The organism is Rossellomorea sp. QJM3NY_18 (genome assembly GCF_056173145.1).
In genome coordinates, this window is sequence record NZ_CM149659.1 from 4,007,824 (window position 1) to 4,021,924 (window position 14,101).

At 46.6% G+C, this 14,101-nt stretch carries 9 protein-coding genes and 1 pseudogene; 2 read left to right on the plus strand and 8 right to left on the minus strand.

The window, feature by feature from the left end; genetic code table 11:
- Window positions 1-42 precede the first annotated feature (42 nt).
- Window positions 43-1,188, minus strand: coding sequence for an acyltransferase family protein (locus tag AC0VXY_RS20615; RefSeq protein ID WP_475526384.1), 1,146 nt, complete (start codon window positions 1,186-1,188; stop codon window positions 43-45).
- A gap of 120 nt (window positions 1,189-1,308) precedes the next feature.
- On the opposite strand from AC0VXY_RS20615, the gene AC0VXY_RS20620 reads away from it, so the two are divergent.
- Together AC0VXY_RS20620 and AC0VXY_RS20625 are read left to right on the plus strand one after the other, a co-directional pair.
- The gene (locus AC0VXY_RS20620; protein WP_475526385.1) at window positions 1,309-2,043 is read left to right on the plus strand and encodes a PIG-L family deacetylase; all 735 of its coding nucleotides are present in this window, start codon (window positions 1,309-1,311) and stop codon (window positions 2,041-2,043) included.
- A 523-nt stretch (window positions 2,044-2,566) separates the two neighbouring features.
- Window positions 2,567-3,002, plus strand: a pseudogene (locus AC0VXY_RS20625) (LCP family glycopolymer transferase); the annotation flags it as partial.
- 58 nt (window positions 3,003-3,060) lie between these two features.
- Here AC0VXY_RS20625 and AC0VXY_RS20630 read toward each other — a convergent pair.
- From AC0VXY_RS20630 to AC0VXY_RS20660, 7 genes are all read right to left on the minus strand, one after another.
- Window positions 3,061-5,421 carry a glycoside hydrolase family 10-like protein gene (locus AC0VXY_RS20630; protein WP_475526386.1) on the minus strand — a complete coding sequence of 787 codons (2,361 nt, stop codon included), beginning with the start codon at window positions 5,419-5,421 and terminating at the stop codon, window positions 3,061-3,063.
- 210 nt (window positions 5,422-5,631) lie between these two features.
- On the minus strand, window positions 5,632-7,194 hold the full coding sequence (locus AC0VXY_RS20635) for an FAD-dependent oxidoreductase (protein ID WP_475526387.1): 1,563 nt from the start codon (window positions 7,192-7,194) through the stop codon (window positions 5,632-5,634).
- A gap of 149 nt (window positions 7,195-7,343) precedes the next feature.
- Window positions 7,344-8,864, minus strand: coding sequence for a DUF4127 family protein (locus AC0VXY_RS20640; protein WP_475526388.1), 1,521 nt, complete (start codon window positions 8,862-8,864; stop codon window positions 7,344-7,346).
- Window positions 8,861-11,416 (minus strand): alpha-mannosidase, encoded by a 2,556-nt coding sequence (locus tag AC0VXY_RS20645; protein ID WP_475526389.1) that lies wholly within the window; start codon window positions 11,414-11,416, stop codon window positions 8,861-8,863. The genes AC0VXY_RS20640 and AC0VXY_RS20645 overlap by 4 nt, the downstream gene beginning before the upstream one ends.
- Window positions 11,416-12,309 (minus strand): carbohydrate ABC transporter permease, encoded by an 894-nt coding sequence (locus tag AC0VXY_RS20650; RefSeq protein ID WP_435989105.1) that lies wholly within the window; start codon window positions 12,307-12,309, stop codon window positions 11,416-11,418. Before AC0VXY_RS20650 ends, AC0VXY_RS20645 begins: the two co-directional genes overlap by 1 nt.
- Before the next feature lie 6 nt (window positions 12,310-12,315).
- On the minus strand, window positions 12,316-13,191 hold the full coding sequence (locus AC0VXY_RS20655) for a carbohydrate ABC transporter permease (protein WP_475526390.1): 876 nt from the start codon (window positions 13,189-13,191) through the stop codon (window positions 12,316-12,318).
- Window positions 13,188-14,096 carry an ROK family protein gene (locus tag AC0VXY_RS20660; protein ID WP_475526391.1) on the minus strand — a complete coding sequence of 303 codons (909 nt, stop codon included), beginning with the start codon at window positions 14,094-14,096 and terminating at the stop codon, window positions 13,188-13,190. Before AC0VXY_RS20660 ends, AC0VXY_RS20655 begins: the two co-directional genes overlap by 4 nt.
- Between the last annotated feature and the right edge of the window lie 5 nt (window positions 14,097-14,101).

The following is a 14,101-nucleotide window of genomic DNA, read 5'->3' on the forward strand; positions in this document are numbered from 1 at the left end:
GAAGGTCCGCCCCTCTCAAAAGAGGGACGGACCTTCTTCTTTCTACACCTTCAAATACCATTTCTTCCTATGACAGATAAAGGCAACGATCGTCCAGAATAACAGGTTAAGCAGACCGTATGCCAGTTGAGGATGAGGGGCAAAAGTGGCCATCCACTCATTGATCATCCTCGACCATGATTTCTCGATGCCATCGTCCATGACTGAAAGATGGATCAACACGGATCCAAGCATGAACTTGCCGAAATAGATTAAGAAGCTATTGCGCCCATACGCTTCCAAAAACCATACGACCGGCTTCAATGCCGTTTCTTTCGCGTCCACTTTCCTCTTATCGAACACGAGATACAAAACTGAAAGCATGCTGGATGCAAAGCCTGCTGCCAGTATAGCAAACGCCGGTGTCCAAAGCCTTTTGTTATATGGAAGGAAGTGATCCCATACAAGGGAAAGGGCAATCAATACAATACCAATCCCCAACAGCTCTCGCCATGCACCTGTTTTTTTACGTGTGAGGATCAAGCGTCCAAATGCATATCCAAAAAGAACATTTGATAATGCCGACAAACTGGTAACCAGGCCTTCCGGATCATAGCCTCGTTCCCCTTCATGATACAAATGCGCTTCCCCGAACACTGCACTGTCGATCATATGGGAAGGGTTGCAATCAGGCTGAGGCAATCCACCTTCACACGATTGTCCGGAATGAAGGATCAGTCCCCCATATAAAGAGGATACCAATAAGGCTATCAACATCAGTTTCCAAGGAGAGTGAACAAACTTCGTGATCAGCACCGTTACGATTCCCAGAAGGGCGAACATCTGTAGCACACCGGTCAATCGCAGAGTAGGGAAATCCAGCGTCCACTCCACAATAATCGTAAAAATGGTCCCATAAACAATGAGACGAACCGTCCGCTTCAGTATCTTTTCCCATTTAACACCGCGTTGGTAGGCAATGGCCATACTCACCCCAAAGATGGTGATGAACGTAGGGAGAATGATATCAATCAGCGTGACCCCGTACCATTCCGCATGCCGGAAGAAAGGATAGTCGATCTTCCCATAAGGAATCGTACTCAGAAAAACGGATAACGCTACAATGATTCCCCTGAGCATATCAAGGGAATAAACTCTTTTTTTCTTTTTCACTTGAATTGGTTCTTCTAATGGTTGAACTTGTTCCATACTTCGATCCTTTCACTTCACGTTCTATACTTTCCTACTATGAAAGTATACACCAGCACAAAAAACTTTGATAGAATCAATTAGTAAAGATTTAACTATTTTCCCACCCTGGAGGTCATCATGCGCATTGTCTATATTTCTCTCATAATACTACTAACAACCATACTCGGGGCATGCTCCCTTTTCGAAAAAGAACCTGAAACATCTGTCTTCTATTCCCCTCACGCAGACGACGAAACCCTCAGTCTCGGCCCCTCCATCCTGCGTCAGATCGGTAAAGAAAATGAAGTAGCCGTCGTCCTTCTTTCACACGGGGAAGCCAGCCAATCAATAAAGAAGGTCAACGAAAAATTAAAAGACAAAGACCTGCCCGCCATCTCCAAAGAAGAGTTCGGCAACTCCCGGGTAAAAGAATTCAAAAAGTCCGTCGAAGAGCTGGGAGTTAAGCCAGAGAACGTCTACATCTATGACCTTCCCGACGGTGACATCCATAAAGAGGACGTCATGAAGATCATGAAGGAAATGAACAAACGCTACCCCGATGCCCGCCACCATGCCCTATCCTACAACGACCCCCACCGGGATCATGCCACGTCGGGAGCCGCTTTAAAGGAACTTGCTGATGATGGGACCATTTCATCTGCCCTCTTTTATCTGCCTGTGCAGGAGTTTGAGAATATGGACTATGATGGCAACTATGCTGTTCCGGAAGATCTTGCAGATAACTATAAAAAGAGTTTGGGAGCTTATCGGATTTGGAAGCCTGAGGAAGGGTTGTATTCGATTGGGTATACTTCTGTGAGGCCTTATTTTGTGGAGGCTGGGAAGGTTGGGGAGAGTCGCTGGCATAAGTGAGAAAATAAATACCCAATAGTGGAGGTGGTGAACCTGCACTATTGGGTAATATTATTTCACTATCAATTCTCCCTGGTGCTTAACTGCATTTTAATTTAATGATATGTATCCCTTCCCCAAGCCAACAAGGTACACACACATATAACCATTATCGAAGTAAATTAATTTAAAAAACCTTTAACCAGTTTTACCCAACCAAAAAAAGAAACCCAAAGGGGGATACTTAGTAGAGTTCCCCAATACATCCCGACAATAAAGTTACCTTCTCTCTTCATTATTCAAGCACCCCTTACGTTATAATCATTCGGTGTCATGAAATGTGTATATTCATTATATATAGTGTAAGTCTAGAAAAATGTCGGATTTAAAGTAAAATCCTTAGGAACTTTTATCATAATTTATCGAAGAAATAGATAGCATTGATAAGGTCAAGAACACTACCAGCGAGATGCATGAAGATGTTAAGAGAGAACATAGTACCCCTAAACCAGTATTGTCCCAAAAAAATGATGTTCCCGTTGAGCCCATTTCCATTTTACTGATGGGAGTAGACGAGAGGGCAAACGATAGAGGAAGATCAGATACTTTAATTGTCTGACCTTAATCCAGAAAAAGAAAAAATGCAGATGATCAGTATCCCACGGGACACGAGAACAGAAATCATCGATCATGGTACAACAGATAAAATCAACCATGCTTATGCCTTTGGCGGTGCAAAGATGGCCATCGAAACCGTTGAGAATTTCACAGATATCCCCGTCGACTACTATATCAAGGTAAATATGGAAGCCCTTAGCTCCTTAGTTGATGCCATGGGTGGGGTGACAGTCCACAATAACCTGGATTGGTATGACGAAGGTTACTATAAAAAAGGGTATCATTATCGTGAAGGGGACATTAAGTTGAATGGCCCTAAAGCGTTAGGGTATGTGAGAATGAGGCACTTAGATCCAAATGGGACTTGGCTGCAAGCTGAAAAAAGGTTTTGGGAGAAATGCTCTCCCAAAACCTTTTTATTTACTGCTGTTTTTCAAAATAATAATTCAACCACTTATGAACTTTTTCCATCTTCTCTACTACTCTATCCTTCACTACTGGATTCAATGTTTCAAAGGAGTTGATCAGTTCAACGGTCTTCTCAAACTCTTCCTCTACTTTGTCTTTCTTAAGAGACTGATCCGGTCGCTCCATCATCTTCTCCCATTTACGGAGGTTATTCTCAAGCTCTTTTCCTTCTTCTTTATTAACGGCTCCCTTCGGAATATAGATGGCCGCAGTCTGTTCCTTCAACTGCTTGACAGTGGCCTGGACGGCCGCTTTAGGATCTTCCCCGGGATTCACAGCCGCATTTCTCCACGGACCTTTCCCCAATGCGTCCACGGACGGGGCACTGGCCTGACCGAAGGCGAACATGTTCACGCCGGACGTTCCGTGACCTGCTGCCAACACATCATTGACCGCTGCTTTTTCACCTAGGTGGTGATAGAACGAATAGATTCCTGTGTAATACATCATCGACGGCGGCGTCAGCTTTTTACTGGCGATGACCGTTGATTGGATGCTGTTAAAATCATGTCCATACGCCTGTGGGATGACACCATCAATGTCCTCGACCCAATCACTGATCAAGACGGCCTCTGCGCCCGGTTCAGGAGTGGCTGTCACCATAAAGGCAGGGTTGATGTCTTTACTCTGCACATGAAGCTGGTCGACAAAAATGTTTTCCTGTTCACGCAGCCAGTTTTCCCACTCTTCCCATAGCTCATCGGACTCTTGTAAATCCATTGGATCGACTCCGAATTCTGCTTCGAAACGTTCACGGTTCGAGGAACTGAACCCATAGCTCTTCTCAAACGGATGGTGCGGGTAACGCATATAGTCGATATTCACACCTGTGATCTTATAGTCCTCCTGCTGTTCTTTATAAATATCCAGCATAAAGTCCTGGACGTCAGGATTCGCAATATCCAGCCAGTAGTAATTACTGCTGGAATCACTGCCAGGGGTACCTGGCTCATCATTCCGCTGTACCGCGCTCCATTCGGGATATTTCTTGAATTGGGATGGCAGGCCAAGGCTATTATGGCCGATCATAAAGCCATCCGTCCACGATTGAATCGTGATTCCCCGTTTCTTCCCTTCTTCAATAAAAGCTTTTAGGATGTCAGAACCGTATTTCCCATAGTCCTGATTGGCGAAGTTCGGGTGCTGCTTTGGCAGACCGTAGGCTTCCATCGTATCACTCGGAAAAATCGTGTATCCCCAGAAAGTGGTTTCGAGATAAAGAGAGTTGAAGCCTGCTTCTTCCATTCGGTCCAGAGTCGTCCTGACATCATCCAGATCCTTCTCTTCTGGTCGATACCAGATGGCTCGCTGCTCCCCTACTTCAGAAGGAAGGGAATAATAGTACGCGTCATAGGCAGCCTGAGTCGCTTCCTCCGTATATTCCAACGCCTTTTGAGGATCTTCACTCTGGATTTGTCCTGCTTTCTTCAATAGTTTTTCAGCTTCCTCTACAGAAGCATTGGCCTTATTAAAATCTGCATCGATATACTTTTCTTCAGCATGAGCGATACTTTGCTTCGCTTCCTGCAAGGTCTGTTCACTTTTAAAAATATAGGTGGACGCGTCGCGGATCAATTCAATATTGCCGTCTGCATCATACTCTACCTTCATCCCAATCTCTGCTTTTTTCAGATATTCCGCTTCTGTTCCGTGTCCGCTTACGACAAATCCGTTTGCCGGAATGCTACTGTCCCCTCCACCGATCTTCGTTACGACACCATCGGTCACAGTAATTTCATATCCATATGGATTCGTTCCGGTGCTTGAACCAAAGGCCGGTGTATAAAGGAGTAACTGGTTCGCTCCTCGGTTGCCCGGAAACGGTGCTCCTTCAGGGTTGGATTCATCGGTAGGGTCGATATCGTCTAATGTATTGGCATAGGTCTTTTCAACCGGTTCATTGAATGAAACACTCTCTCCCTTTTCCAGGCTTTTCAGGAAACTCATGATCTCATCAGTCGTTTGCGGTCCCGTTGACAGGACGACCCCATCTTCAGGAATGGCACTGTCCCCCTGCCCGGAAGACACAACATGATAACTGTTCCCATCATCCTTCTTGAGAATCACTTCATACGATGACCCGTTTGTTTCGGTAAAATAACTGAACGTCGGATCAAACACGACAAGCTTGTTTGTATTGTTGCGGTCATTTTCTGCATTGACAATGATGCTGACCCCGTCCTCATCCACAACCTTCGTCGCTTCCCCTTCATCTGCTTCCGCTGTGAGTGCCGGGGCCTGAAGAGCCGGCACTGTCAGTGCGAGGGCCATTGCTGACATTGTCATTTTCTTTCCGATTAACCACTTTTTCATAGAGTACCTCCATATAATCGTTTTATATGTATGCGCTATCATGTTGTGGTGGTTTTATTATATCATAATTTTCTGAATAAAAGGAATACTTCTTCAGAATAGTTCATTAAGATGGATATATTCTTCATTTGTAGACAAATTGAACGTCGATTTCTAGACCTATTGACTTATAAACGATTCGGGAAGACCCTCTACAAAAAGGGTTCTCCCCTAAATCGCCCCGACCTCAGGCCACTTCAATTCAATCCCTTCTTCCACAAGCATTTCCTGAAACTCCCGCAACAACGCTTGATCCTCCCTCACGTCACGTGGCAGGATCCCTTTCTCCATGGCAAATGCCGCAAGATACCCTGCCGATTCTCCAATATTCCATTCCACCGGATGCACCCTGAAGCAGCCGTTCGTAATATGAGTAGACCCGATATTCTTACACGCAGGAAGCACATTGTTCACCCGAACCGGCAACAAAGCCCCCAATGGAATCTCAAACGGATAGCTCTCAGCATAAAAAAATGTATTCGTCTCCGTCGTCGGATGCAGATCGATCCGGTAACAGCCGATCCCAACAGAATCGTCCACCTGTTTGATGCCTTCCCTCGTATTGGCATTGATATCTTCTTCGACTACCGTCGACACGGCTTTAATTCTCCGTGATTCGCGGATATAAGGATATTTCGCAAGACCATCTTCCGTCCCGAGAATGTCCCCTCGTAACCGCAGTCCAGGGTACCCTTTGCCCCCATCCGGCCTCGGCGCTTCTGTCTGCAGCCAGTACAGCAGGGAAAGGCTCAGTTGCTTCGACTCATGGATATGCTTTTCCCGCTCTTCAGCACTGACATCGATGATGGAACCGCTCCAATAATCATTCTGCGGCCAGTTTATTAGGGAAATATCCCCTTCATAGGTTCCCTCAACAAAAAGGGTTGGGTCCACGATCCGGCGATAATCCCACAGTCCCCACAGATCTTCATAGTGGAACATCGCAAATTCCTTCGAACCACCCGTATGGGCATCGGGAGCGAACCAGCTTAACTGTTTATGCTGTAAAAAAGGGGCACGATATTCTTTCCAGAACTCATATTGTTCAGGCTTTTCAATGACAAAATTTCCGCCATCTACATAATCCACTGCAAATACATACGTAAATGACTGCATATCCTGCGGCCTGGCTTCTTCCGGCGCATGCCGCTCGCCGGTATCCTTTTTGGCTTCTGCCCCAGTGACGTACTCCACTCCCGCCAGCGGCAAAAGCTCTCCAGTTTCAGTGGCATCGAGATAATAATGTCCCTTCAGTTTCTTTAAACGTCCGTCCGCATGCTGAACAGTGACAATTTGAACGTCGTCCCCCTCAACCTGAGCCTCCGATATTTTATAGTCGGTAAGGATTTGTAATCTCCCGCTGCTCGTATACGGAATAAGCATTTCCTGAAGCACGGCAAGAGCCACCTTTGGTTCATGGCAAAGCCTGCTGACCCACCCTGTTCCTGGATTCAGCCGCTCATCCCGCCTTGCCTCTTCCCTAAGAGGATAGTGACGACGGTAGTACTCCCGCACACGGTTCCGAAACTCACGGTACGTCCTTGTGCAGCCAAACTGCTCGATCCATTGGTGCTCATCCGGCGGGACCGCCTGGCTCGTTAGCTGTCCGCCGATCCATTCGGTCTCCTCTGTCATGATCACTTTTTTCCCTCTTTTGGATGCTGCGAGTGCAGCCGTACATCCCCCGATTCCTCCACCGATGATGATGATGTCTGCTTGTAAGGTCTCCAACAATTTCTCCAACCCTCTCTTTCATAAAATTAAATAAACGTATGTCTAAATAATGAAGTCATCCCCGATTACTCCTGAATTAGAGTCAAGCTTGGCCGGGACGATACGGACGAAATCTTTCAAGCCTTGATAGTCCACTCCAATACGGAATGTCATGACACAACACCTCTGCCAATGCCAATTTCAAACGTTCTGTCCCAAGGTAAGTAAATGTCTTTCAGTGAAAAATCCAGACCGTATTGATCCAAGAAAACAGAAGCTTCATTTCGGAACGATTCTGTCACTTGATACAACAACTCTTCCCGGCTGATAGCCGACTCATCCACTACAGCCCGCACCTTCTGACGGACAACCGACTGATACACATAATCGTCCAATAATCTGAGGGTGATTTCTGCCAGTAACCTTTCCTTTACCTCTGCTTCCGGCAGTGAAGGCTTCTGCTTCTGCAGATGAACCATAGCTGCTTGTGCCACGACTGTCCCCAACGTGTTCCCCGCTGTATTCCATCCTGCAAACCCGGCAAGCTCACTCACTTTGACCTCAGACAGTAACCGTGGCAGCATGCGCGCATCAACGCCATTAGCATAAGCCGTATCCGCAACTGCCACAAGCTTATCCTGACGCAGATAATGAGAGATACGCTTGATCCACTCACCGATATTCCGATGAGGGGTGTCTACCTCTTCCAAGTGTTTTTGCAGGGCAAGATCTCCCTGACGTTTCCCCGGCACATTGACCGCGAACACTATGTCCGATTCCACTGGAGAATTAACGGTGTATCCGCCAAAGGCAAAGATCTGTCCCTTCACCGACTCACAAATCGGTCTGTCTTCATACATGGCCGTCGATAACGCACCGATTTCGCCACTGTACACCGGGAAAAACGTAGGGAACCTGACGTTTTCAAGCTGATAGATCATCTTCGCCACAAGAGTATTGGCGACTTCATCTGCTCCCGGGTATATGAATACACGCTGAAATAACTTCCGCTCATATACATTCTTTGAAAGGTCTTCCTGCTCCCCGATATTCAGCCCATATTCGGACGTATCATCCTGAGGGAAAACCAGCACATCCAGTGTTTGATCTTCCACCATATCCAACAGGGAGACGTTTACACGATAGTTTTTCAGTCTGGTTGTTAAGTAGTCTTCCAGAATCTCTGAAGGGATGCGGTTCCCCAGGTCCTGTACTTTTTGATTGGATTCCTCACACCCTGTTTTCTCATACCGATGATGATGGAAGGAATACTCCCAAAGCTCGACTCCGTAATCATTCCAGTATTCCTTCTCTTCCTCATTTACGTAGTTATTCGAGATACGCATTGTAGAACTGAAGGCCATCAAGACTTTATCTGGATACTTCTCTTTTAACGACCGGAGGAGTCCGATTCTCTGTATAATCCTTTCCTCCCCGTCTATACAAACCCTCGACGGGACGAGGCCACCGTATCCAACCATGTCAACCGAAAGGACAAATCCATCCACTTCCGGAGCAACCTCCCAAATCCACTTTTCCAAAGCAGCCATATCCCCGGGCTCTTTCAAAAAGCCAAGGAGGTCTTTAGGCGGAAGCAGCACTTCCCAATTTCCGATCGAGGCGATCTGCTTGGGAAGCTCCCTTGTCACCGGTCTCCCATCTACAGGCAGAAGGGCAATCTTTCTATTCATTCTTTCCTTCCTCCTTTTACTAGATAAGTAGCGATTTCTTTCGGTTTCAATGTATCCTTCCCGTTCTCTATAACACGAGCTGGTTCATGAAGAAGGTTTACCCGCTCCACACTCTCTCCACGTGACATCACAGTAACGGTTTGTTCCTGGTCCGTCGGGTTCCACAATCGTATTTCGACGTCTGCAGCCACTCTTCTAAGAGAACTCCACTGCACGTCTTGATTATCAATTTCTATTAAACTCTCGATACCAATTGCTTCTCCCGGATAGATCCGAGGTGGAATGCGAAACAAACTGGCTTGCGTAGCCGCCTGCCCAATACTACCATCAGCATTAAATTCAAACGCTGCAGAAAAGGAATGCGTACCGATACACTGAGCATCATGCGTTTCCATATTTGGTCCCGCTCCCCCGCCTCGTGTCCTCAGATCATCACGGGACAGCCAGCCCACGCTCCTAATCATCGTAACGTCAAGGGAATCTTTCTCTTCCACTCTTGTAACCTGATACTCCTGCAGCCCTCTGTGGTAGAACGCGAAGCCGCTCTCCGTCCGGATAAACGACAGAGAAGGCTCAACGACAACCGGCACTTCCTTTTGCTTAGCTGCATCAAACGCTTCATCCGTCTTCGCTTTCCGTTTCACCACATCGAATGCCGTATTGCTATACGTATGTTCCACGGACTCCCCCAATGGATATTGAACGCGCAACCGCTGATCTTTCGAGCGATTATCGATCGTATACGATACATCAATTTTCCGATCCTTTTCTTTCACAGTAAGAGTGATTTGTACAATCGTCGTGACCGTCTCTTCAACCGGACCGTTTCGTTTCTCGTTCAACCCTGCTGGTGTGAGAAGTTTCAGCCCATACGATAATTCTTGAACCCCTGCCGTTTTCCGAACCTTTCCTGTGCCCGCAAGCTCAGCCACCGTCTTCACATCGTTTAAAGGTGGAGAGTAGTTATATTCATCACCAGCGTCCAGAGAGCTAAAGAACCGTTGCAAGCCACTATGACGGTTGCCCGTTTCTTTTTCAATTAATGAAAGAGTGCCATCCCCATCCAATTCAATCAAATAATATTCGTTTTCGACTCTATTATCCTGAGACAATAAAAATTCTTCATACCTTCCTTCTACTACTGTAAAGGTCGAGAGTGAAGCAGCAGCAAGATTCTCAACATAAAATTCCACCTCATAAAATGTCCCTTTTTTAAAATCAGGAAAAGCATCTAAAGGCGAATCAAAATGTCTGCCACTCCGTTTCTTTTTCATCACAGGAGTATGCCATTTCCCGATCTGATCTTTTAACTGAAACGACCTTTCCTTCTCGAGCCAAATCTCCCCTGACACCCAGCCTGTGAAAGGTCTTGGGTGAGGATTGAAGACCGTAAATACGCTATTATCCTCAAACGGCTTCCGCCGCCCATCTCCTGAAAACATCGGATCCTGAACACCCAGATGAGTGAGCGATCCCTTTTGGATTGACGCGAGTCTTTGCCTAAGCATCATCGTCCTTGTTTCCATTTCCTTATGAACCTCATCTATGCTACACCCGCATATACTGTCGTGGGGGTGGTTCAGCATAAGAAGCTTCCAGGATTCCTCAAGATAACGGTGAGGATATTGATCATGACCGGCAAGAGTCGCAAGAGGTTCCGTATACCCCGTTAACTCGTCTTCCATCTCCTGATTTTGTAGTTTCAAATAGCTCCTTGCCGACAGCACATTCGGAAGCACATAAATATGTTCATTGCTCCTCATTTCCCCGACAAAAACAGGCAAATCAGCAATAATCTCGGCTTGAACGCTTTGCAAAAAAGCTTCGTACGTACTGGACACAAACTCCACTTCATCTTGAAACTCATTGATTTGCTTCACTAGATTTCCGTGTTTTGGCATAAGGTGATCCCCGCCATTTGTTAACAACAGCTGAGACGTCGTCGCATAAGGCGTGACCTTCTCCACAAAGGAATTCAACTGCTCTTTTACATTCTCTTCATTCAACAAAGGCTGATAATACCCCTCTGGCAAAAAGGCCGTAAACACCTTCGAGCCATTCGGCGCTTCCCAATAAAATTCGGACGTTTCGGGCTTAACTCCCCGCCACAAAATCGCGTTATCAATACCAAATCCCTGTAACAGCTGAGGCATCTGACTTACATGCCCGAACGTATCCGGTAAATACCCGACCTTTTGAGACTCTCCATAACGACCGGCGATCTTCAATCCGATCTCCATATTCCGAATCAGGGATTCCCCACTAACGAGAAACTCATCGGCCAGGACATACCACGGACCGATGATGATCTTCTTTTCTTCTATTAAATGGAGGACTTTTTCCTTCATGCTCTCTTCACACACTTCAAAGTAATCCTCCAAGGCAGCCATCTGGCCATCCAGGACAAATTGCTCCAACTCTCCCTTTTCAAGACCTAACACAATCCGGTCCATCACCTGGACGAGTCGGTGGCGGAACACTTCAAACGGTAAGTACCACTCCCTGTCCCAATGGGTCTGGAAGACGATATGACACGTCATTTTCTGACTCATTATCCTTTCACCGCCCCTTTCATGGCACCTGCGATGAAGTGTCTCTGCAGGATCGAGAAGATGATGATGATTGGAAGAATCGAAATGATGGATCCTGCGGCGATGTAGCGCCAGTTAGCCGAAAACGAACCGGCGAGCGTATTGACCCCGAGTGGCAGTGTGTACATACTCGTATCATTTAAGATGATCAGTGGCCAGAGGAAATCTCCCCATGCCATCATGAAGGTAAAGATAGCCAGTGTCACAAGGGAAGGTTTCACTAGCGGCATGAGCACTCTCCACCAAATTTGAAACGCATTGGCACCATCCATGCGGGCGGATTCATCCAGCTCGTACGGAATCGTGAGGAATGCCTGGCGCATCAAGAATATGCCAAAGGCCGTCGTGGCATGGGGAAGGATCAACCCTGCATACGTGTTTTGCAGCCCTAAGTCCAGCGCCAATAAGTAGATAGGAATCATGAGAAGCTGAAACGGCACCATCATCGTACTGAGAATCAGGACGAAGACGATGTTTTTCCCGCGGAAATTCATACGGGCGAGGGGATAGGCTGCCAATGAACAAAAGACGATATTCAAGAGGACCGTCACCACAGATACAACGACACTATTGAATAGGTAACGCCAGAACGGGAAGAAATCCATGACTTCCACATAGTTTCCGAACGTGAATTTTTCAGGGATAAACTGTGGAGGATACGAGAAGATATTCTCACTGCCGGATTTTAGCGACGTAGCCAGAAGCCATAGGAATGGACCGACCATGATGAGCGTGACGAAAAGAAGTGTCGCATATTGCAGAACAATTTTTGCTATCTTTTTTACGTTTATTGGCTTTTTGACAGATAGTACGGTTGGATTTTCTTTACTGGTTCCAAGAGAAGGAGAACTCATGGAGAATCACCCCTTTATCGCAGATTCTTTTTTGCTCATGAACTTGATATTAATCACAGAGAAAATCAGAGTAATGATGAATAATACGACCCCGGCCGCACTGGCATAGCCCATTTGCAGCTTATCGAAGGCTTCTTCATAAATGTAGAAGACCAGTGTTTTCGAGCTGTTCAACGGTCCGCCGCCGGTCATGACGTAGATTTCTTCGAACACCTTCATGGCGGAAATCGATGACATGATGGTCACAATCATGATGGAAGGCATCAATAAAGGAATGGTAATATGCCAAATCTGCTTCCACTTACTTGCTCCGTCAATGTCTGCTGCTTCATATAAATCATCTGAAATCGACTGCAGTCCAGCCAGGTAAATGACCATATAATAGCCAAGCCCCTTCCAGACGGTTACGACCATGACGGCAAAAATGGACGTAGTCGTCGAAGTCAGCCAATTCACAGGTTCCGATATCAAGCCAAGTGATTCCAATATGTAATTCAGGATACCTTTGTCTGCATAAACCCATTTCCACGCAATTCCCACTACGACCATGGACGTGACAACCGGTACATAGTAAGCGGAACGGAAGAATCCAATCCCCTTAACCTGCTGGTTCACAAGAATCGCAAGGAAGATCGGCAGGATCACGAGAGCCGGAACGACGATGACCAGGTATAATAAGGTCTGCCAAAGCACTTTCCAGAACAGTGCATCGGAGAATAGTACTTTATAGTTTTCCAGCCCGATGAATTCTGCATCGGTGACAATGTTGTAATTCGTGAAGCTCAGCCATATGGCATTGAGCATAGGATAAAAGATGAACGCACCCAGGATGATGACACCGGGTATCAAAAATAGAAATGGTGTTAACGGATGATTTCTCAAACGGACTCCCCTCTTTTCTCCATCGCTTGAAATAAAAGCTTGGCTGCTCCAAGCATTCCTGCCTGATTTCCAAGCACAGCAGGATAAACACTTGTATTCACATAATATTCCTTCAATTTAACCTGTAAGCCGTCCCACCAATGGTCCTTTGAATCAATCACTCCCCCTCCGATGAAGAGGACTTCTGGATCAATGGCCACAGATATGTTATAAACGGCAACGGCCAAGTAATCTAAATATCGGTCAACCACCTGCTTGACCTGTTGATTTCCATTTGAATATTCCTCAAAAATCTCTGAGCCATGCCGAAAAGAACGACGACATTCAGTGAAAACGTCTTGCATAAGTGCCGTACCCGACAGATACTGCTCCAGGCAGCCGTTCTTCCCGCAATTGCATGGCTTTCCATTTGGAACGAGCACGACATGGCCCCATTCCCCACTTTGATGGTGGTGACCATGTAAGACCTCACCTTGTATGGCGTTCGCTCCCCCGACACCGGTCCCAAGGGTCAACATGACCGCCGTTTCGGGATTTCCTTCCCACTTCCAAAGTTCTCCCAGGAGAGCGACATTCGCATCATTGTCGACTGCACATGGCAGTCCGTAGCGCGTTTCGATTTCTTCTTTTACTTGGGTTCCCTGCCAGGAAGGCAAGTTGTCTGTCGCGTAGACGACCGTCCCTTTCACAGGATCCACACGGCCTGCCGTACCGATCCCGATTCCTGAAATAGTGCAGTCTTCCTTCATTAATAGATCAATCACTTGAAAGATTGAGCCGAGGATTCCCTCTCTCCCGTTCGAGATATCGGTGGGTACCTTTTCCTCGTGGAGGATCGTGCCATCCTTTTGAACAACCGCCCCTTTGACCCCGGTACCCCCGACATCGATTCCAATGACCTTCATCGTTT

Bases quoted from the DNA above. Each gene is read 5' to 3' on its own strand.
- AC0VXY_RS20645 (WP_475526389.1), bottom strand. From the start codon at position 11,416: ATGAGTCAGAAAATGACGTGTCATATCGTCTTCCAGACCCATTGGGAC.
- AC0VXY_RS20650 (WP_435989105.1), bottom strand. From the start codon at position 12,309: ATGAGTTCTCCTTCTCTTGGAACCAGTAAAGAAAATCCAACCGTACTA.
- AC0VXY_RS20620 (WP_475526385.1), top strand. From the start codon at position 1,309: ATGCGCATTGTCTATATTTCTCTCATAATACTACTAACAACCATACTC.
- AC0VXY_RS20630 (WP_475526386.1), bottom strand. From the start codon at position 5,421: ATGAAAAAGTGGTTAATCGGAAAGAAAATGACAATGTCAGCAATGGCC.
- AC0VXY_RS20640 (WP_475526388.1), bottom strand. From the start codon at position 8,864: ATGAATAGAAAGATTGCCCTTCTGCCTGTAGATGGGAGACCGGTGACA.
- AC0VXY_RS20660 (WP_475526391.1), bottom strand. From the start codon at position 14,096: ATGAAGGTCATTGGAATCGATGTCGGGGGTACCGGGGTCAAAGGGGCG.
- AC0VXY_RS20615 (WP_475526384.1), bottom strand. From the start codon at position 1,188: ATGGAACAAGTTCAACCATTAGAAGAACCAATTCAAGTGAAAAAGAAA.